The sequence below is a fragment of the Nocardia sp. NPDC051833 genome, from assembly GCF_040681225.1.
Lineage (GTDB): Bacteria > Actinomycetota > Actinomycetes > Mycobacteriales > Mycobacteriaceae > Nocardia.
Map to the genome: position 1 here is coordinate 852220 of NZ_JBFAYK010000002.1, position 19138 is coordinate 871357.

General features: G+C 67.2%; 20 protein-coding genes. 9 read left to right on the top strand and 11 right to left on the bottom strand.

All coding sequences use genetic code 11. The features are described from left to right. The first annotated feature begins 65 nt into the window (after window positions 1-65). The 4 genes from AB0L91_RS22070 to AB0L91_RS22085 are packed head-to-tail and all read left to right on the top strand — an operon-like array spanning window position 66 to window position 3890. On the top strand, window positions 66-1319 hold the full coding sequence (locus tag AB0L91_RS22070; RefSeq protein WP_365012700.1) for an extracellular solute-binding protein: 1254 nt from the start codon (window positions 66-68) through the stop codon (window positions 1317-1319). After that, window positions 1316-2206, top strand: a complete 891-nt coding sequence (locus tag AB0L91_RS22075) for a sugar ABC transporter permease (protein ID WP_365012701.1) — start codon at window positions 1316-1318, stop codon at window positions 2204-2206. The genes AB0L91_RS22070 and AB0L91_RS22075 overlap by 4 nt, the downstream gene beginning before the upstream one ends. Beyond that, window positions 2203-3105 carry a carbohydrate ABC transporter permease gene (locus AB0L91_RS22080; protein WP_365012703.1) on the top strand — a complete coding sequence of 301 codons (903 nt, stop codon included), beginning with the start codon at window positions 2203-2205 and terminating at the stop codon, window positions 3103-3105. Before AB0L91_RS22075 ends, AB0L91_RS22080 begins: the two co-directional genes overlap by 4 nt. 5 nt (window positions 3106-3110) lie before the next feature. Then, the gene (locus tag AB0L91_RS22085; RefSeq protein WP_365012705.1) at window positions 3111-3890 is read left to right on the top strand and encodes a DeoR/GlpR family DNA-binding transcription regulator; all 780 of its coding nucleotides are present in this window, start codon (window positions 3111-3113) and stop codon (window positions 3888-3890) included. A 32-nt stretch (window positions 3891-3922) separates the two neighbouring features. Here AB0L91_RS22085 and AB0L91_RS22090 read toward each other — a convergent pair whose 3' ends face one another. Genes AB0L91_RS22090 through AB0L91_RS22100 form a run of 3 tightly spaced genes read right to left on the bottom strand, consistent with a single transcriptional unit; the run spans window position 3923 to window position 7868 of the window. Then, window positions 3923-4747 (bottom strand): alpha/beta fold hydrolase, encoded by an 825-nt coding sequence (locus AB0L91_RS22090; protein ID WP_365012707.1) that lies wholly within the window; start codon window positions 4745-4747, stop codon window positions 3923-3925. Next, window positions 4744-6285, bottom strand: coding sequence for a glycoside hydrolase family 20 protein (locus tag AB0L91_RS22095; protein WP_365012708.1), 1542 nt, complete (start codon window positions 6283-6285; stop codon window positions 4744-4746). Before AB0L91_RS22095 ends, AB0L91_RS22090 begins: the two co-directional genes overlap by 4 nt. Continuing rightward, on the bottom strand, window positions 6282-7868 hold the full coding sequence (locus AB0L91_RS22100; RefSeq protein WP_365012711.1) for a CocE/NonD family hydrolase: 1587 nt from the start codon (window positions 7866-7868) through the stop codon (window positions 6282-6284). Before AB0L91_RS22100 ends, AB0L91_RS22095 begins: the two co-directional genes overlap by 4 nt. A gap of 398 nt (window positions 7869-8266) precedes the next feature. On the opposite strand from AB0L91_RS22100, the gene ugpC reads away from it, so the two are divergent. Both ugpC and AB0L91_RS22110 read left to right on the top strand, forming a co-directional pair. Beyond that, window positions 8267-9364 carry a sn-glycerol-3-phosphate ABC transporter ATP-binding protein UgpC gene (ugpC, locus tag AB0L91_RS22105; protein WP_365012714.1) on the top strand — a complete coding sequence of 366 codons (1098 nt, stop codon included), beginning with the start codon at window positions 8267-8269 and terminating at the stop codon, window positions 9362-9364. 208 nt (window positions 9365-9572) lie between these two features. Then, window positions 9573-10187, top strand: a complete 615-nt coding sequence (locus AB0L91_RS22110) for a TetR/AcrR family transcriptional regulator (protein WP_365012717.1) — start codon at window positions 9573-9575, stop codon at window positions 10185-10187. Between the two features lie 38 nt (window positions 10188-10225). Here the strand turns inward: AB0L91_RS22110 and AB0L91_RS22115 are convergent, their stop codons facing one another. Further along, window positions 10226-10450, bottom strand: a complete 225-nt coding sequence (locus tag AB0L91_RS22115; protein WP_365012720.1) for a hypothetical protein — start codon at window positions 10448-10450, stop codon at window positions 10226-10228. Window positions 10451-10583: 133 nt separating this feature from the next. After that, entirely contained in the window at window positions 10584-11108 is a 525-nt protein-coding gene (locus tag AB0L91_RS22120; protein ID WP_365012722.1) for an alpha/beta hydrolase fold domain-containing protein, read from the bottom strand. A 28-nt stretch (window positions 11109-11136) separates the two neighbouring features. Between AB0L91_RS22120 and AB0L91_RS22125 the strand changes: the two genes are divergently transcribed. After that, window positions 11137-11469: an alkyl sulfatase C-terminal domain-containing protein gene (locus AB0L91_RS22125; RefSeq protein WP_365012725.1), complete on the top strand. Its 333-nt coding sequence runs from the start codon at window positions 11137-11139 to the stop codon at window positions 11467-11469. 253 nt (window positions 11470-11722) lie between these two features. Then, a complete protein-coding gene (locus AB0L91_RS22130; RefSeq protein WP_365012728.1) occupies window positions 11723-12592 on the top strand; it encodes an enoyl-CoA hydratase-related protein in 870 nt (289 codons plus the stop codon). 153 nt (window positions 12593-12745) lie between these two features. Here AB0L91_RS22130 and AB0L91_RS22135 read toward each other — a convergent pair whose 3' ends face one another. The 3 genes from AB0L91_RS22135 to AB0L91_RS22145 form a co-directional block, all read right to left on the bottom strand. Next, entirely contained in the window at window positions 12746-13264 is a 519-nt protein-coding gene (locus AB0L91_RS22135; RefSeq protein WP_365013680.1) for a hypothetical protein, read from the bottom strand. 121 nt (window positions 13265-13385) lie between these two features. After that, window positions 13386-13523, bottom strand: a complete 138-nt coding sequence (locus AB0L91_RS22140) for a hypothetical protein (protein ID WP_365012731.1) — start codon at window positions 13521-13523, stop codon at window positions 13386-13388. 153 nt (window positions 13524-13676) lie between these two features. Then, on the bottom strand, window positions 13677-14336 hold the full coding sequence (locus AB0L91_RS22145; protein ID WP_365012732.1) for an MCE family protein: 660 nt from the start codon (window positions 14334-14336) through the stop codon (window positions 13677-13679). Window positions 14337-15073: 737 nt separating this feature from the next. On the opposite strand from AB0L91_RS22145, the gene AB0L91_RS22150 reads away from it, so the two are divergent. Next, window positions 15074-15370 (top strand): Scr1 family TA system antitoxin-like transcriptional regulator, encoded by a 297-nt coding sequence (locus tag AB0L91_RS22150; protein ID WP_365013682.1) that lies wholly within the window; start codon window positions 15074-15076, stop codon window positions 15368-15370. A gap of 133 nt (window positions 15371-15503) precedes the next feature. Here AB0L91_RS22150 and AB0L91_RS22155 read toward each other — a convergent pair whose 3' ends face one another. The 3 genes from AB0L91_RS22155 to AB0L91_RS22165 form a co-directional block, all read right to left on the bottom strand. Beyond that, entirely contained in the window at window positions 15504-16517 is a 1014-nt protein-coding gene (locus AB0L91_RS22155) for an oxygenase MpaB family protein (protein ID WP_365012734.1), read from the bottom strand. Window positions 16518-16725: 208 nt separating this feature from the next. Further along, entirely contained in the window at window positions 16726-17622 is an 897-nt protein-coding gene (locus AB0L91_RS22160) for an alpha/beta fold hydrolase (RefSeq protein WP_365012737.1), read from the bottom strand. Next, entirely contained in the window at window positions 17619-19106 is a 1488-nt protein-coding gene (locus AB0L91_RS22165; protein ID WP_365012738.1) for an NAD(P)/FAD-dependent oxidoreductase, read from the bottom strand. Before AB0L91_RS22165 ends, AB0L91_RS22160 begins: the two co-directional genes overlap by 4 nt. Window positions 19107-19138: the final 32 nt, after the last annotated feature.

The window sequence follows — 19138 nt, forward strand, 5'->3', positions numbered from 1 at the left end:
CTACATTCAAGAAGCCCTCCGCACGCCAGGCGGGACCGGGCACAGGTTTTCGAAAGGTCCCCACAGTGAACAGTCGACTTCACCGAGCGCTCGCGGGCATCGCGATCGCCACCGCCACCGCGCTGGTCAGCACCAGCTGCGGTTTCGGCTCGAACAGCGCCGATGCCGCCGACCCGAACACGCTGTCGCTGCTCGTCCCCGCCTACAGCGACGGCGCGAACGGCACCAAAGCGCAGTGGGACGCCATCGTCGCCGGGTTCCAGCAGCGGCATCCGGGCCTCACGGTGCGCCTGCAGGTCGAATCCTGGGACACCATCAACGACGTCGTGCGCACCGGCCTTCAGTCTCCCGAGACCACGCCCGACATCCTGAACATCGACGCCTACTCCACCTTCGCCGCCGACAGCATGCTGTACCCGGCCGCCGAGGTGGTCTCCGCGGCCACCCTGGCCGACATCGACCCCGGTTTCGCCGCGAACGCGACCATGGACGGCACCCAGTGGGCGCTGCCGCTGTTCGCCTCCACCCGCACGCTGTTCTACAACACCGAACTGTTCGAGCGGGCGGGGGTGACCACACCGCCGACCACCTGGGCCGAACTCACCGCGGCCGCGCGCCGGATCCAGGATCTCGGCGGCGGGGTGTCCGGGTACGGACTGCCGCTGGGCAGCGAGGAAGCCCAGGGCGAGACCTCCATCTGGACCTTCGGCGCGGGTGGCGACTGGTCCGACGGCGACACGATCACCATCGACACCCCCGCCAACCTCGTCGGCGTCCAAGCCATGAAAGCCATGGCCGACGCAGGGGTCACCCAGCCGAACCCCGGCGCGACCGACCGCAAAGACGTGATCAACGCCTTCATCCAGGGCCGGATCGGCATGATCGAGGGCCTGCCGCCCACGATCGGCCAGATCGCGGAGAAGAACCCGGGCCTGCGCTACGCCACCGCCCCCTCGCCCACCCAGACCGGCGCACCGGTCACCCTGGGCGTCGCCGATCACCTGATGGCCTTCCGAAAGGACGGCGCCAAGCGGGAATCGGTGCGCAAGTTCCTCGACTACTTCTACTCCGCCGAGATCTACCCAGGATTCGTCGCCGCCGAGAACTTCATTCCGATCACCAAGAGCGCCATCAACGCACTCGCCGAGAACCCGGTGACCAAGGCCTTCGCCGCTACCCTGCCCACCGCCCGCTTCTACCCGAGCAACAACCCGAACTGGGGCGCGGCGCAGGGCGCGATCCGGCAGCAGATGGGGACCGTCGTGCAGGGCCAGGATCCAGCCGCGGTGCTGGCCAAGATCCAGCAGGCGGCGAGTTGAGCCGCCGCCGACTCGGCACCGCGGTGGCGGCGCTGCCGTGGATCGGGCCCGTGCTGGTCCTGATCGCGGCGGTCGTCGCCTTTCCCGCCGGCTACATGGTGTGGATCAGCACCCGTGATCTGAGCGCCTACGGCCAGGATCGCGGTTCGGCGGGACTGGCCAACTACCGGGCGCTGTTCCGGATTCCCGAGCTCGGCTCGGTCCTGGCGCACACCGTGGTGTGGGTGGTCGGCGTCGTGGTGCTCACCCTGCTGCTGTCACTGGCACTGGCGCAGTTCCTCAGCAAGGACTTCCCCGGCCGCACCGCGGTGCGCTTGGCGATCCTGGTGCCGTGGGCGGCCTCGGTGGTGATGACCACGACCATCGTCTACTACATGCTCGACCCCGATGTCGGCATCGCCAACCGGTTCCTGGTCGACATCGGCCTGCTCGACCGCGGGTACGGCTTCACCAAGCAGGCGGGCCCGGCCTTCCTCGTCGCCATCGGGGTCGCGGTGTTCGTCTCGATCCCGTTCACCACCTACACGATTCTGGCCGGGCTGCAATCTATTCCGGCCGAAGTGGAGGAGGCCGGCCGGATGGACGGCGCCAACGCCTGGCAGCGGTACCGGTTCCTGACCCTGCCGCAGCTGCGCCCGGCCATCGCGGTCGCCGGGATCGTCAACATCATCAACGTGTTCAACTCCCTGCCCATCCTGCAGGTGATGACCGGCAGCATCGCCGGCTTCGGCGCCGACACCACAACGACCCTGTCGTTCAAGCTGATCCGCCAGAACCAGCAGCTCGACACCGCCGCGGCCATGAGCGTGCTCAACTTCGGCCTCATCATCGTGATCATCGCGATCTATGTGAAAGTGGCCGAGCCGACCCGACAGGTGGACTCATGACGACCCGGATCGCCCCCGCCACGACCACCGAATCCCCGCGGCCGGACCTGCCGCCGACCCCACCGGGCGCGCGCCGGCCGCGGCGGCGCTGGGAACTCACCGCGGTGGGCGCCGGGCTGGCCGCGCTGTTCCTCGTTCCCTACCTGGTGATGGTGCTCGGTTCGCTCAAGCCGCGGGCCGAGATCCAGCGCATCCCACCCACCTACCTGCCCGAACAATGGCAGTTCGACAACTACGCCACCATGTGGGGCACGCCGGAGACTCCGCTGCCGTTCAACCTGGTGAGCACCCTGGTCATCACCATCGCTTCGACGCTGCTGGTGCTCACCGTGGCGATCCCGGCGGCGTACTACAGTGCGCGCCAACGATTTCCGGGTCGGTTCGCTTTCCTGGCGTTGGTGCTCATCACCCAGATGCTGCAGCCGACGGTTCTGGTGACCGGCCTGATCCGGCAGTTCTTCACCCTCGGCATCACCGACACCTGGCTGGCCATGATCCTGGTGAACTCTGCGTTCAACCTGTCCTTCGCGGTGTGGATCCTGCACTCGTTCTTCGCCTCGGTGCCGCAGGAGATCGAGGAAGCCGCCGCCCTCGACGGCCTCTCACGCCTGCAGACCCTGATCCGGGTGAGCCTGCCACTGGTCTGGCCTGGCATCGTCACCGCGACGATCTTCACCGCCGTCGCGTGCTGGAACGAATTCGCCGCCAGCCTGGTGATTCTCAGCACGCCGGAGAATCAACCACTGTCGGTGGCGCTCACCAAGTTCATCGGGCAGTACGACACAGCTTGGCAATACGTCTTCGCGGTCTCTACCGTCGGCATCGTGCCTGTCGCCATCCTCTTCGTGCTCATCGAGAAGCGTCTCGTCGCCGGTCTCACCGCGGGCGGTGTGAAATGACCGCGATGTCGGACCGATCGCAACGCTGGAACCGGCTGCTCGAGCTGCTGGCCGAGGGCGGTCGCCTGTCGGTGGAACAGGCGGCCGCCCGGCTATCGGTATCGGCGGCGACGGTGCGGCGCGATTTCACCGCGCTGGCCGAGCAGAACCTGGCCACCCGCACGCACGGCGGGATCGTCGCCACCTCGATCGCCTACGATCTGCCCGCGCGCTACCGGCACGGTGACCGCTCCCAGGATCGCATCGCCGAGCACACCGCCGCGCTGATCGGCGCCTCCGAGGTGGTCGGGCTCAACGGAGGCACGACCACCAGCGCGCTCGCGCGGGCGCTGGCCGGTCGGCCCGACCTGTCGGCCGCCGAGGACGCGCAGCTGACCATCGTCACCAATGCCCTCAACATCGCCTCCGAGCTGGTGCTGCGGCCGCATCTGCGCACCATCTGCCTCGGCGGGACGGCTCGGCGCGAATCCTATGAGCTGCACGGGCCGCTCGCCGAACGCTCGCTGGCGGAACTGCAGATGACCACGGTCGTGCTCGGGGTGAACGCGCTCTCGGCCGAGGGCGGGGCACGGTGCCGCCACGTCGACGAGGCGGGCGTGAGCGCGGAGATGGTCCGGCGGGCCGAGCGGGTGATCGTGGCGACCATCTCCGAGAAGCTGGTGTGCACCGCGCTGGCCAGGATCTGCCCGATCGAGGCGGTCGACGTTGTGGTCACCGATACCGATGCCGACCGCGACGCGGTCGCGGCGATCCGGGCGGCCGGGGTGCGCGTGGATCTGGTCTGATCGCTCGCGCACCCCGGCCGTCGACGGATCGCTCAGCCGTTGTCCGCGGCGCGCAGTCGCTCGCGCGTCCAGCCGATCACCACCGGGTCGCCCGGCATCGCCTGGTGCGACACCGACACGGGGGCCAGATCCTGGACGTACTGGTTCACGACACCGGGTTCGTCGATGAACGACGCCGGACCCGCCGGCGTGCTGACGAGGTCGTCGCGGGTGGCCAGCACCGAGTATCCGACCCCGGGCTGCGCGATCGGACCCGAGTTCAGCGCCGCCTCGAACGCCGAACCGGCTTCCAGGTCCACGCAGGCCGCGCAGATCACGGGCAGGGCGGTGGAATCGAGCGCGTCGCGCAGGCCGGGCACGAGTTCGGCGCCGTGCACGGCACCGCTGAGGGTGGTGCCGTGGGTGACCGGGGCGAGCAGGACCGCCGAGCGCACCCGATCGGCGTGACCGAGGTTCTTCGCGTAGTACTCGGCGATCGCGCCACCCTGGGAGTGGCCGACGATGTCCACCCGATCGGCGCCGGTGGCCGCCAAGACCGCGGCGATGTAGGCGGCGACTTCCTGGGCCGACGCGGCGACCGGGGCGAGACCGCCCATCCCGAAGGACGTGGCGGTCACCCCGTAGGTCGGCGCGTACACGCAGTATCCGGCCGCGACCAGCTCGGGCATGAGCACATCCCACGCGGTCGCGTCGTCCATGGTCCCGTGCAGCAACACCACCGGGACCGGATGCGTGGCCGAGGGCGGACAGCCCGCCTCGACGGAGGCCGGCGCGGCGTGCGCGGGCGCGGCGGTCGACAGCGCGGCCGCCGCCATCAGGGCCGCGAACAGAGTACGGACTCCTCCGGGCGCGCTCACGGCGCCGACCCCACCGCGCGCACCCGGTCGGTGAACACGCCGTAGCCGAGGCCACCGGTGCCCGTCCAGAGTTGCTGGGCCATGACCGGGAGCCGGGCGGCCACCGGGGCGACCATCTGCTGTTCGGTCATGGTGGTCGGGTCATCGGCCCACACGTGGAGCTTGGAGCCGAGCAGCTGCGCGCGCTGATCGGGGCGCAGCCGGGTGCCGTTGACGAACAAACCGGGATCCCAGGCGTAGAGCACCTCGGGCGGGGTGTTCATCGGCGCCGCGTAACCGCCGGTGGCCCAGTAGGTCGGGGTGAAGGCGGAATTGTTCAGCAGGCGCCCCTGGTCGGCGAGCTGCTGGGGGCCGTTGTCGTTGCCGAACCAGGGCAGGATGCCGTTGCCCGAGGTCCAGTGCTCGATCACGACCGAGGTCTGGACCGGAATCCGCGCGCCGCGCGGGATTCCGTCGTTCCACATGCGCGTGGTCTTGCCGTAGGCGGCGATGATGTCGGCCGCCCAGTTCACGGTGTCGGCCACCAGGTCCTGCGGACCGAACTCGGGGCCGAGTACCTCGTGCGCGGCCGTCGCGAGCTGCGGATAGCGGCCGTAGTCGGTGACGTACTCGTCGCCACCGATGTGGAAGTAGCGACCGGGGAACTGCGGCACGAACTCCCGCAGCAGGTCTTCGATCAGGGGGCGCGCGGCCGGATTCGACAGATCGATGCGGCCCTCGGCGGTACCCGCCAGCAGGCTGTCGGTGGCGGCGTCCACCGGGCCGGTGGTGGCCGGGTGCAGGATCAGCTCCGGATACGCGGCCAGGATGGCGTTCATGTGACCGGGGAAACCGATCTCCGGAACCACCTCGATCCCGAACTCCGCCGCGTAGGCGACGATGTCGGCCATCTCGGCCCGGCTGTAGTGCTCGGGCGAGGTGATCTCGGGGTGGCTCACACTGGCCAGCCGGAATCCGTAGTGGTCCGACAGGTGCAGGTGCAGCAGGTTCATCCGGTAGTAGGCCATCTCGCGGATGCGCTGTTTGATCCAGTCGACGCTGAGGTACTTGCGCCCCAGATCGAGCATGAGACCGCGCTCGGCGTAATCGGGCCAGTCGGTGACCGTGCCCCGCGGCAGCGTCGTCGACTGGGACAGCCACTGCAGCAGGGTCTGGGTGGCGTGTCCCGCGCCGGCGCCGGTGCGCGCCGTCGCGGTCACCGTGTCGCCGATGTCGACACGATAGGACTCCGGCTCGGCGGGACCGGACGGGTCGACGCGGACGACGATGTCGCCGGGCCGAGCCGGGCCGGGTGCGGACTCGACCACCCGACCCGACCGGGACAGGTCCGTGGCCAGGCGCGCCGCCGCCGCGGCCGCGGCCGCCCCGGTGCCAACCACGCGCGCGCCGGGTGCCAGACCGAATTGTCCGGCGTCGGTGTCGAAGTGCCGGACGGCGGGCACGGTCACCGGCAGCGCGGGGTCGGCCGTCGCCACGGGCAGCGGGCCGAGCAGTGGCGACAGCAACAGCAGCGTCGCCACCACGAGGGTCCGTTTCACGATCCACGCACCGGTAGGTCCACCGTCGACGGCGAGGTGAGGGTGACCGGAGCGCCCATCGGTGTCGAGCTCTGGAACGGCACCGGGTCCTGCGAGGTCACCGCGAGGGTGAGCCGGTGTCCAGGCGCGAGATTCCAGTAGGTCGGCTCGAGTTCCCAGGTCATCCGGGTCGGCGCGCCGGGGGTCAGCCCGTGGCGGGTCAGCGGCCAGTACGTGATCGGCTTGCCCGTGCCGTCGGGGGCCTCGTCGTAGAGGATGCCGATCAGCGTCAGGTCAGGGCCCGCGGGCACGGCGGTCAGGTCGACGCGGGGACGTCCGGACACCAGTCCGCCGCCGGCGAAGGGCTCGGTGCGCCAGACTCCGGCGGCCTGGCGATCCACGGCGCCGAGCGGAATCGCCGGCGCCCAGCCCAGCTGCGCCAGACTGCCGGTCACGTACGGCACCGCGGCCACCGCGAGGGTGGGAGCCGAGAACAGGGTCTGCGACCAGCTCTGGCCCGCGTCGGCGCCGATGACCCCGGCCGAGGGGGCCGACAACGGCAGCGCGCGCAGCTCGGCCCGCGCCTGGGCGACGGAGTCGAAGTAGACATACGGTCCGGTGTTCGCTGGTTCCAACGTCACCACCGGCTCACTGTCGATCCCGTTCTCGGCACCGTTGACGTAGTGGTCGAGCCAGCGAATCGCCCTGTCCCAGATGGGGTTCGGCAGGCCGACGATCTGCCCGGCACCACCGCCGGTGGAGTGGTCGCCGGGCTGCAGGAACAGCATCTTCGGGCCGGTGAGCTCGTCGAACAGGTCATAGACCGGGTCCACCGGGAGCAAGCTGTCCTGCCAGTCGTGGGCGAGGAAGACCGCGGTGCCGTTGGCGTTGAGAGCGGGGATCGAGCGCGCCAGCAGTTCCCGCGACGGCAAGGTCTTGAAGGCCTCGCCGTCGCCACGCAGGATGGTGTCGATGCCGCGCTCGACCAGATCGGCGCTGTAGCGGTTGGTCGCCGCGCCCGACAGCGCCAGCGCGATCGGGCCACCGGTCTTCGGCGTGTCGTTCGGCGCGAGCGCCTGCGCCGGGTCGCCGGGCGGCGAGTCGGCGACGAGCACCTTGATCCGTGGGTCGTGGGCGGCGGCGAGCACCGCCATGCCCGCCCCGTACGAGCCACCGGCGATCGCGATCCGGTCGGGATCGACATTCAGATTGGCGATGGCCCAGTCGATCACGGCCGAGGCGTCGCGCGCGTCGTTCTCGCCCAGCACATCGACCTCACCGCTGGACAGGTACATGCCACGCGCGGTGTATTCGATCGAGATGAAATCCTCGCCCGTGGACAGCTTGTAGGCCGATCCGATGCTGCCCATGGCCGGCATCCCCCAGCCCGAGGGCTGGAGCACGAGCGGATTCTTGCCATCGGCGATGTCGGCGGGCGCGGTGATGACCGCGTTGAGCCGGACGCCGTCGGCACCGGGAATGAACAGGGTCGTGGCCTGGCCCCCGGGGATCGGGATGGCCACGGCCGGAGCGAGGCTCACCACGACCGACGCCCCGGCGGCCAGCACACCCGCCAGCACCACGCCGGTGACTCGTTTCGTCATCGTGGTACGCACTGTCACCAGCCCAGCAGATTCGCCAGCGTCAGCCACAGGTTGTGGCCGAGCGACAGCGGCGACATGAGCAGATAGCCCAGCAACGTACCGACGACATCGGGCGCGGGAAGTTCGTTCATCGAGAAGTCCTAGCGATCAGGCGGGGAGTGGTGGGCATCTGCCGTATCAGCCGAGCGTAGCTGATCGTTTCTGATTCAGGAAGCATGAAATCAATCATTAACGGTCAGAAGTCTCTATTGGCGTGCCGCCGCGGCGAGATCCAGCGTTCAGCAAACTCGCCGCGAAGATGCTCATTTATGATTGATTCATGAGTCAATTTGACACAAATAATCAGCTACCGCAAGCTGGAGAGACTCCACCCGCTGCTGGAGCGAAAGGATGTGACCGTGGCCAAGGTGAGTTTCTACCGTGCCACCAGGCGCTACGCCGGTGCGACCAAACCCGCCGTCGACGCGCTCGACCTCGAGATCGCCGACGGCGAATTCCTGGTCCTCGTCGGCCCGTCCGGCTGCGGCAAGTCCACCTCGCTCCGCATGCTGGCCGGCCTCGAGGAGGTCAACGGCGGCCGCATCCTGATCGGCGACAACGACGTCACCAACGCCGAACCCAAGGATCGCGACATCGCGATGGTCTTCCAGAACTACGCGCTCTACCCGCACATGTCGGTCGCGGAGAACATGGGCTTCGCGCTGAAGCTGGCCAAGGTGTCCAAGACCGAGCGCGACGAGCGGGTACTGGCCGCGGCCAAGCTGCTCGACCTCGAGCAGTACCTGGACCGCAAGCCCAAGGCGCTGTCCGGCGGTCAGCGGCAGCGGGTGGCGATGGGCCGCGCGATCGTGCGCCAGCCGCAGGTCTTCCTGATGGACGAGCCGCTGTCGAACCTCGACGCCAAGCTGCGCGTGCAGACCCGCACCCAGATCGCCCAGTTGCAGCGCAGGCTCGGCACCACCACCGTCTACGTCACCCACGACCAGGTCGAGGCGATGACGATGGGTGACCGCGTCGCCGTGCTCAAGGACGGCCTGCTGCAGCAGTGCGCCTCCCCGCGCGACCTGTACCGCGATCCGGCCAATGTGTTCGTCGCCGGATTCATGGGCTCGCCCGCGATGAACCTGTTCACCGTCGCCGTCGCGGACGGGACAGTGCGCGTGGGCGGGCATCCCCTGGCGGTCCCCCGCACGGTCGCCGATGCCGTCGATGGTTCCGTCGTCGTCGGTATCCGGCCCGAGCACCTGGCGATCACCGGTTCCGCCGCCGGCCCCGGAGCCGAACCGATGGGCATCGCGATCACGGTGGAAGTGGTGGAAGAACTCGGCTCCGACGCCTTCGTCTACGGGCGCACCCAGGTCGGGAAGGGGACGCAGACCCTGGTGGCGCGCACAGATTGGCGTAACCCACCGGCCATGGGCGAACGCCTCACCGTTCGCGCGGACACCGAGCAAATCTTCTTCTTCCATCCCACCGACGGACGCCGGCTCGGCTGACCCGCGCGGCGCGCGCGGGCGCGGCGGGAACGTCAGAAGCCGCCGGTGGTCGCGGAATCGACACGGCGACCGTCGTGTCACCGCACAGCGAGCGGACCGGACACCGCCGCTCGGTTCGCGGAGCGGGCCGGTAGGTAGGTCGCTAGGTAGGACACCGGCGGCTGTGCGACGATGGGTGTGTCCGGCTGCGGGGTGTGAGGAGGTCGTCGTGACGAAGCAAGACATGTTTCGTGAGCGCATCCTCGACGCCGCTCGGCAGTGCTACATCGAATCGCCGACGTCGGAGCGGATGCACGCCCTCATCGCGGAGCGAGCGGGAGTGTCCCGGCCCACCGTGTACAAATACGTGGGCGATCAGGAAGCGGTCCGGGTGGCGATGATGGAACGCGAGGCCTTGAGCTTTCTCGCCGCTCTCATGCCGGTGTTCATGGAGCGGATGCCCCTTCGTATCCACTTCCGCGAACTGGTGGTGGCCGGGGTCGCCTTCGTCGAGGGCAACGAGCTGTTCCAAGCGATGCTGCGGGAGAATCCCGCGTTGCTCGCGCGCTCCCTGACGGTCGACCTCACGCCGTTGCTCGACATGGGTGGCGAGCTCGCCGAGAACATGGTCCGCAGCATGCATCCCGACCTCGCCGATACCGGGCTCCCGCTCGATCTGGTGATCGAATGGGGTGTGCGCATGTGTGTTTCGATCGTCACCACGCCGAGCCCACGGTTCGACCTGTCCGATCACGATTCGCTGCGCGACCATCTCGATTCGCTGTTCGCGATCGTCACGACCTACGGTGACGTGGACTCGGCGCACTCCGAGTCGATCGGTTAGCACCGGTCCGACCGGCACCGACGCGTGCGATGACGCGATCAGAGCGCGCGGGCCGCGGGGGTCGGCGCGGTCGGTGCCGAGTCGTCGCGCGCCCCTGCCACGGTCGGCGCGAACCGCGCCATGAGCCGGGCGATGAGCTGGTATCCCTGCGGGAACAACCGATTCAGCAGCCACGGCGGCACGACGTAGATGCCCGCGGGTGTCGTGATCAGCATTTTCTTGGTGACCGCCTTCCAGACCGACTCGGCCGCGCCGTCAGCCACGCCCTCAGACCGCAGACCCCGGCTGCCACATCCCGGCCAGCTCCCCCGCCAGTTCCCGTGTCGCCTGATCGATCTCGGCGAAGAGGGAGGGAAACGCATAGCACCCGTGCCAGACCCGCTCGACCCGACGGCGTCACACGTCGATTCCCGCCGCCGCCGCGAACTTCGCCAACCGGGCGCTGTCATCGGCCAGCAAGTCCTGGGCCGCCGACTGGACGACCATCGGCGGCAATCCGGTCAGATCCGCGTACAGCGGCGAGACCAGCGGATCGCACGGGTCGAGGCCGTCGCGATAGTGCGCAGACCACGCGCGCAGTGCCGGAAGGGTGAGCAGGGGTTCGACGTCGGCGTTGGCCAGCACCGAGGCACCCGAGAGGGACAGATCCAGCCACGGGCAGATCAGCGCCGGTCCCGCCGGTAGCTCGCGACCGGCTTCCCGAAGCCGGATCGCCGTGCACAGCGCTGCGCCGCCGCCCGCGGAGTCACCGGCCAGAATCAGCTGTTCGGGTCGCCGTCCGGTGCTGGTCGACACCGCCGACCACACGGCTTCGGCGTCGTCCACCGCCGCGGGGTAGGGATGTTCGGGCGCGAATCGATAGGTCGGCACGTAGATGGTCGCGCCGGTCTCGCGGGCGAGCCGCCCGAGCAGGTCGACCACCACCCGCGGGGTACCCGGTATCCCTGCCGTGCAGATAGACGATGCCGCGAGTGTCGTCGACACCGCGCCGGGAGCGGATCACCAGCGTCTGGCGGCCGCCGAACCCTCCCAGCGCAGCCGGACGCTGGGGCGCACCGGGATCAGCGGAGCGCCCAGCGCCATCGTGACCCGCTGTACGGGTGCGGGCAACCCGATCAGCGGCGCCAAGCCATTCCTCGTCGCCGCGCTGCCGAAACCGGCCGCGGCACCGAAACTGGCCGCCGACGGCAAGATCACCCTCGACGGCGACAAGAGCGCACTCGACGCGCTCGCGAGCGTCCTCGACGACTTCGACCCGTCGTTCCCCATCGTCACACCTTGACCCCGACATTTACCAACTCTTGACTTTTGTCAATATTTACGGTATTCATGCTTCCGTAAACAACTGTCGAAGCACGCGACAGGTCGTACGCCACGGCTCGACGCCGGGCGTGACCGAGCAGTTCCTTGACATCGACAGCGCACACCCGTGCACGACAGCGGAAGAGGACTACCGTGAACGCATGTGACATCTCCGGCCCGACCACGACCACCGCAGCGGGGGCGGACCGGTGACGCGATCGGCAGAACCTGGCGTGACCACGCAGTACGAGCAGGTTCTCTACTCGGTCGACGAGCACATCGCCACCATCAGCATGAACCGCCCGGCGGCGCGAAACGCCTACACGATGACGATGGCCACCGAACTCGGTGCCGCGATCACCGTCGCCGACCGCGATCCGGATGTCCGCGCGATCATCCTGACGGGCGAAGGCTCAGACTTCTGCGTCGGGGCCGATCTCGCAGGCGGCGGGCTGGCAATCGACGACGAAGAAGAAGAAGAATGCTGGCTCGAGCCCGCCGGACAATGCTCGCTTCGCATCTTCGAATGCACGAAGCCGGTGATCGCGGCTATCCGGGGCGCGGCCGTGGGCGCGGGATCGACAATCATCCTGCCCGCCGACTACCGGATCGCGGCGACCGACAGCCGGTTCGGGTACGTGTTCACCCGGCGGGGACTCTTCCCTGAAGGCGGTTCGGCCTGGTATCTACCCCGTCTGGTCGGCATGGGCCGGGCAATGGACTGGATGCTGAGCGGCCGGGTGTTCCCGGCGGCCGAGGCCCTCTCCGCGGGGTTGGTTCAGCAACTCGCCGAGCCGGATGACGTGCTCACCGCGGCGCGGGCGTACGCCAAGGATATCGTCGAGTACAGCGCACCGGTATCGGTGGCCGTCACCCGCCAGATGTTGCTCAACCTCAGCGGCCACGACAGCCCCTATCCCGCGCATTCGCTGGATTCCAAGCTCATCGCCAGCTGCCGGAGCAACCCCGACACCATGGAGGGCATCCTGTCGTTCCTCGGCAAGCGTGCCCCCGAGTTCGCGCGACGCGTCCCCGCCGATATTCCGGATTTCTTCCCGTGGAAGGGAATCGGCCGCCGCCAACCGGCGGATCCGAACACCTGATCCCCTGAGCAGATGATTCCCGTCTCGGGCGTGCCAACTATCCAACCGGACAGTTTGGTCAGTTCCTCGATCGAGGTCATGGCTGGCAGAACCAGTGCAAATTCCACGCCCTCTGATCCAGCGCTCGGCCTGCAGTGGCGCGAGCCGACCCGATCAGGATCGATCTGGAAGCCTCGCCGATTGCCGCGGCGGAGTTCGGTGTTCATCGCGGACTTGTAGGCGGTGAACAGGGCGCTGTCGAAGATGACACTCGGGTGATCCCGACATCGGCAACCCTCGCTCGTCGAGCACGCGGCGGACCTCCATCAGCGAGCCGTCGAGCACCGCGGCCGGGACGATGATGTCCGCCCCTGCCTGTGCGTGCAGCGTGGCCATCGACGGCATCAGGGTGTCAGGTCGCGGACAGGTCGGTCCGGCCCTGGTCGTCGTGCACGACGCATTCGCCGGTGTCGTCCACGCACAGTCGCAGACCTCTCCGGAGATCACGATCTTCGGCACCGCCGCGCGAACGGCCTGGATCGCCTGGACCATCCAGGTTGTCTGGTGCGATGGCGGCGGAGCCCGCTGCGGCCTTGTTCTCGACGAAGGCGAAAGGTTGATCGCGTGGACGCCCAACATCCACAGTTCGTCGACGAGGGCGGGCAGAGCGCGCAGCCGGGCCGCGGTCGGGATGTGGCGGTAGGACTCGGGGCTTCGGCGGTTCTGGCTGCACCAGCACGGGAGCGATCAGGTCGGCGGGCGTGAATTCCACAAATGACCGCGCTCCCCGGAGTGCCCGCGCGAAGCCACAACCTCAACGGAGTCCGCCGACGCGCCCCTGTACGATCTGCAGGACCTGGATGAAGCTACCGACGAAGTCGTTCATATCTCGTAGGTCCCAGAACTTCGAGTCGGCGGGCCTGGTCAACAGCCCGATGTCGAAGTTGGTCAAGCCCAATGCACCGACATCGCCTTGCCTTCGAACATGACATCGGCGCTGGGTCGGAGCGCGTGCATTTGATCCATCACCATGCCAAAGCTGTCCCCAGATGCCGCCAATGCGGCGGTGAGGCTGTCGAGATTGTTCAGCAGCGACCCGAGTTGATCACCTGTGGTGTTTGGAGTAGTCGCCCAACGGCGCTGTCGCGGTGGACAGTGTCGACAGCAGATCGCCGATCGCGCGGTTGTTCTCGGCGATCGCACCGATCGCCTGGGGCAGGGAGTCGGCGACCTGGCCCAGCTCTCTGCTGCGGTTCTCGATGGTCGAGGCGACGGTGTTGAATTCTGCGAGTACAGCGTCGATGCGGGCGCTGTTGTTGTTGAGATCGCCGATGACGCCAGTCATCTCGGTGAGCAGGTGGGCCAGATCGCCGCCGCGTCCACCCAGGATGGCGCCGAGTTCGCTGCCGAGGCGACTCAGGCTAGCGACGCCACCCCCGTTGAACAGCATCGACACCGAGATGAGCAGCTCTTCGGCGGTGGCGCCGGCCGCAGTGGATTCGCGGCCGATGGTGTCGCCGTCGCGCAGCAGAGCGGCGTCGAGACGGGACGCTCGAGGTGCGGACAAGGCGATGAACACATCACCGAGCGGGGTGGCCTGGCGCAGTTCGGCGGTGGTCCCGACCGGCAACACGACTGACGTCGAGATCTGCATCTCGACGGCGGCCTGGAAATTCTTGGCGGCAACCGCCGAGACCACCCCGACGTCGGAACCACCGATCTTCACCTTGGCTTGGTTGGGCAGGTTCAGCGCGTTGTCGAACAACTGCATGCAGGGTATAAGTGTCGGTGCCGACGCCAGGTTCGGGTAGCGGCAGGCTCTCTACGGTTAGCGCGCACGCGGCGCTGCTATCACCGGCACGGCCGTGGCGACCGCGGCGACTCCCCGCACGACACAATTCGGCCAAGCGACGCGCACGCCATTTGCTGACTGATCGTTCATTGCAGGTCTGGTCGAGTGCTCCATGGGGCCTCTGTCTTGATCGTGTTGTGTACACATCCCCTCAGGCGCTGTGACACCTGAGCTCTTCCCCTGATCACCGGGCTGCTCTCCTTCCCCGCTGCCACGCTTCGTGACAGTCGACCTCGGAGCCGATCGAGCTATCCCGATCTGCTATACGCCGCACGAGTAGCCCACCGTCAAGCATCAGATATTGACAGCCCACAGATTTTTGATTGCTGAGACCGGCCCGCGAACCACCCTGACTACCTCGGGCATAGACCCAGTCGGCGTTGCCCGCGAGGGCGGGGACCGCCCCGGTGAGCCCCCTTGAGGCCCCGGCGCCCCGGGGCGGTCCGCTCCTTATCGTCCCTATCCGGCCGACTTCCCGACGGATCAGTTCCACAGCCAACGAGTGTCTTAGAGGTTCACCATGCCTACGTCAGCCGGTAAGACGCGACCGACCGTGAGTACTATCGAGATGGCCAGCTTGATCGATCTCGAGGCCGAGCACCGTGTAACAGCGCCGCCACGGGCCTGACATCCCGCGCAGGCCTGACATCCTGCCCGGGCGGGTGCAGACCTTCGAGTATGCTGGCCTGTCCAACGACAGCGAAGCCACCGCGACGGAGCGGATGCAGCACCACATCGTACCCATCCTGTCAGGTCACCGCGACCAGCTGCTCGTCGGCGAGGCCGCGTTGCGGCACACTGCCGGTAGCTGCCTGGTGATGGCCGCGCAGGTCCGCCAGCTCACCGACATTCTTACCCGACACGACAACGTCGACATCGATATCGGCATCGGCATCGGCACAGTCCGATGGAATCCGAATTCGTTTGCCAGGCAGGCAATCTCGTGATCCACGACGAGCCCAGGGTCGATACGGAGACCGTGACCGGCTCAGCGAAGGCCACCGGCGCTGATGAGATCGCGCTCGCCGTACGGACGTTCGAGTGAGTCACGTCGATCGCGCAATCGACGTGCCCGGAGCATTACGAACGCTCGCCGAGCGAAGCACGCCGTTCGGCGAGCTTCTGCTCGGAGAAGGCACCCTTCCATGCGGGTCGGCCGACTGTGGTAAGTACCCGGAATGCCGATTGCCCGGCGTACTCGGTAGCTCGCTTCGGCACCACTCGCCAGAACCGCCGGTGTATCGCGGCCTCGACGCGGTCGACTCTCGTTTCACGGAATCCGACTTTGGTCTTGATGGCGGCTGGGAAGGTCGCAACGACGCCGACCCGGAACACCCGCCGCATCGGCAGGGTGATCACCGCCCACACCGGCTGGGGAATCCACTGCGCCTTGGCCGGCTTGAGAATGTCCGGACCGACCTGCTCCATGATGTACTGCACCGCCGCGTTGGAGGCCGCCTCATTATGAACGAAATTGTCCCAGTACGCTTCGAACTCCGGCTGGGTCTCCGGAATTCCCGCTACTCCGAACAGTTTTCCGACCTCGATGCATCCTGCGATCGCGTCGAACCGTTCTCGATCGGATGTGAAGCCCCGAGCGAAGTCGTAGGCCTCGATGATGCCCATGAAGATTCCCAGCCAGGCGTAGGCCCAGACATCGCGCTGCCACGCGTGGTAGCGCGAGCCGTCGGGCATCCGGCCCTGGATCACCCGGTGCAGTTCCCGCAAGGTGTGCACGGCGGTGATGCGTTCCTCCGCGGTCTTGCCCAGCAGAATGCCGAACGCGATTTCGTAGCTGTGGCGCATCCGCAGGAACACGGTGCCGATCGACCGCGAACGGGCCCCGTTCATCAACGGCTCGTGCTGATCGAGCGCCTGCCCGACAGCCGGCTGAACCGTACCGAGGACGAAGACCGCCATCACCGTGTACGGGGCGGACCCGACGTCGGAGAACACGCGGTGCGTAATCGATCCGCGGGTGAGCAGCGGGTTATCCCATGGGTCCCCGGCAATGGAACGCAGGAGCCTGCCGCCATCCGCCTGCCCGTTGCCGAACAGTTCATCGTCGTGGTGGACATGAGCATCGGTGGTCATGATTGCCTCTCTCGAGATCTAGCCGTTCAATTGAACGATCGCACAGATGAGTCAGCCGTTCAAGTGAACGGCAATTGGGTCCTGAAGTAACGGCCGAGTTGGCACTGACAGACCCGTTCAAGGGCCGCGCATGTCGATGAGCAGACCCGGAACAAGCTGATCGGAGCCCCGCCTGCGCGGGTCCCCCTTTCAGTCGAGTGGTGAGCGATCAATCGATCACCTCGGCCAAAAACGCGATCTGGTCGTCCAGCAACCGCTGCTGCCACGGACCGTCATAAACATCGAAATGATCGACCGGGTATTCGCGCAGCCGTCCCCACTCACCGACCTGTTGCACGGTTCGCCGCGCGGCCGAAGGCGGCGCGATCCGATCATTGATGCCGACCTGCACCAGCATCGGGCGCCGTACCCGACCGGCGTGTGTGATCGGCCGGTTGAAACACACCTCCAAGGCGGAGCGGGCGCGAACTTCGTTCCGCCAGGTGGACCCGGCGGTCGCCACATACGCTTCCTCCGCGCCGGAAGTGGTGAGCAGGGCGACGCTTCCCGGCTGACCCGCGACCGGGATGTAGTGCTCGCGACCACCCAGGGAACCGAGCAGATCGAACAAGCCGTGACCGGCGAGCCTGATCAGGGCACCGGCACCGGCATTGCGAGTGAGATGCACGAGCGCTGCCGCGCCGTCGGTAGCGGGGGTCATCGCGACGACGGCGGCCACGCGCGGGTCCTGCGCCGCAACCGCGACCACATGCCCACCCGAGTACGAAGTACCCCACACGACGATCTTGTCCGCGTCCACGCCGGGAAGATGCCTGGCTGCCGCGATTGCGGCGTGGTAGTCCTCGCGTTGGCGACGATAGGAGACATCCTGGCGGCGACGACCGTCGGAGTCACCGAAACCGCGGTAATCGAACAGCAGGACATCCATTCCGGCTGCCGTGAATCCCGCCGCGAAACCGAGGAGCCCCGCCATGCGAGTCCCCCCGATGCCCGCCGCCATCACCACGCAAGGACGTCTACGGCCATCCTCGACCCGCGCCTGCTGGGCAGCCAGATGCCAAGCTGCGCAGCTGACGCCATGACTGGGGAAGGCGATATCCTTCATCGGGTCGGCGAAACCGGCTGTCGCGAACTGAATCTCAGCTCAGCGTCCGCGACTGGTCCGTGGCGCAGCCGTTTTACGTCGGCCTCGTAGGCCATCTCGACCGTCCACGGCCCGATCGTCCCGGCCTTGGGGAAGGCATCCTTTCCCCTCTGGACGTATCCGGCGCTCAGGTCGATGAGCGGGACGCACACCATGCCGGGGTCCGCCACGACCGGTTCGACGATGTGATGACCGTGGGTGTCCATGTGATCGAGGAGGCGGCAGAAGTGCTCACTGACCAGATCAACCTTGAGCGTCCAGGAGATATTCGTGTAACCCAAGGCGAACGCCGCATTCGGTACCCCGCTGAGCATCATCGCCTTGTAGACGGTGGCATCGGCGAGCTTCACCTGCGCTCCATCGACGCTGAGCACGATCTTGCCGAGCGGCGACAGGTTGAGTCCGGTCGCGGTGACGACAATGTCGGCGGCCAGCTCCTGACCGGATTCCAGCAGGATCCCGTTCGGGGTGAACCGCTCGATTCGGTCGGTGACCACCGAAGCCTTGCCCGCCGAGATCGCCTTGAACAGATCACCGTTGGGCACCATGCACAGACGCTGCTCCCACGGGCTGTACCGAGGCGTGAAGTGGGTGTCTACGTCGAAATTCTTCGGCAGCTGCCTGCGCACATTCGCGATGAGCAAGCGGCGCATCAACTCCGGGCTGCGCATGCAGGCCTTGAAGATTCCGCGATTGAGGGCAATGTTCTTCAATCGCGCCAGCTGGTGCGCGCGCTCCGGACTGAACACCCTGTGCAGCGCGTTGGCGATCACGTCCTCGGCCGGAATCGAGATCACGTAACTCGGCGAACGCTGCAGCATGGTGATGTGGCTGGTCTTGTCGGCCATGGAGGGGACTAGCGTGACGGCGGTGGCCCCGCTACCGATCACAACGACGCGCTTGCCCGCGTAGTCGAGATTCTCGGGCCAGTGCTGCGGATGGACAATGTCTCCGGTGAAATCGTCGACACCCTCGAACGTCGGCGTGTAGCCCTGTTCGTAGTCGTAGTAGCCGGTGCCTAGAAACAGGAAGCGCGCTGTGTACGCGACCGATTCAGTAGAACCCGAGGCCCGCACCTGGACTGTCCAGTGGCCCGTGCCCGTCGAGAATTCCGCACTGATCACCTGATGTCCGAGCTTCAGGTGTTGTTCGATCTGATTCTCGGAGACTGTTTCCCGCAGATAGTCCAGGATGACCTGCCGCTCGGCGATCGCGGTGCGATGGGTCCAGGGCTTGAATCCGAAACCGAAGCTGGGCATGTCGGAGTCCGACCGAATGCCGGGGTAGCGGAACAGGTCCCAGGTACCACCGATCGAGTCGCGGCCCTCGAGAATCGCGAAGGTGGTGCCCGGCCGTCGGGTCCGAAGGTGATACGCCGCACCGATGCCGGAGATCCCGGCTCCGACGATCAGAACATCGAAGTGATTGTTGCTGGTGATGGCCATGCGCCCTTCTTCCGACAGCTTACCGATACTGC

What these genes read in the sequence shown, in the direction of transcription:
- AB0L91_RS22080 (WP_365012703.1), top strand. Translation starts at nt 2,203, where the DNA reads ATGACGACCCGGATCGCCCCCGCCACGACCACCGAATCCCCGCGGCCG.
- AB0L91_RS22085 (WP_365012705.1), top strand. Translation starts at nt 3,111, where the DNA reads ATGTCGGACCGATCGCAACGCTGGAACCGGCTGCTCGAGCTGCTGGCC.
- AB0L91_RS22100 (WP_365012711.1), bottom strand. Translation starts at nt 7,868, where the DNA reads ATGACGAAACGAGTCACCGGCGTGGTGCTGGCGGGTGTGCTGGCCGCC.
- AB0L91_RS22165 (WP_365012738.1), bottom strand. Translation starts at nt 19,106, where the DNA reads ATGGCCATCACCAGCAACAATCACTTCGATGTTCTGATCGTCGGAGCC.
- AB0L91_RS22155 (WP_365012734.1), bottom strand. Translation starts at nt 16,517, where the DNA reads ATGACCACCGATGCTCATGTCCACCACGACGATGAACTGTTCGGCAAC.
- AB0L91_RS22160 (WP_365012737.1), bottom strand. Translation starts at nt 17,622, where the DNA reads ATGAAGGATATCGCCTTCCCCAGTCATGGCGTCAGCTGCGCAGCTTGG.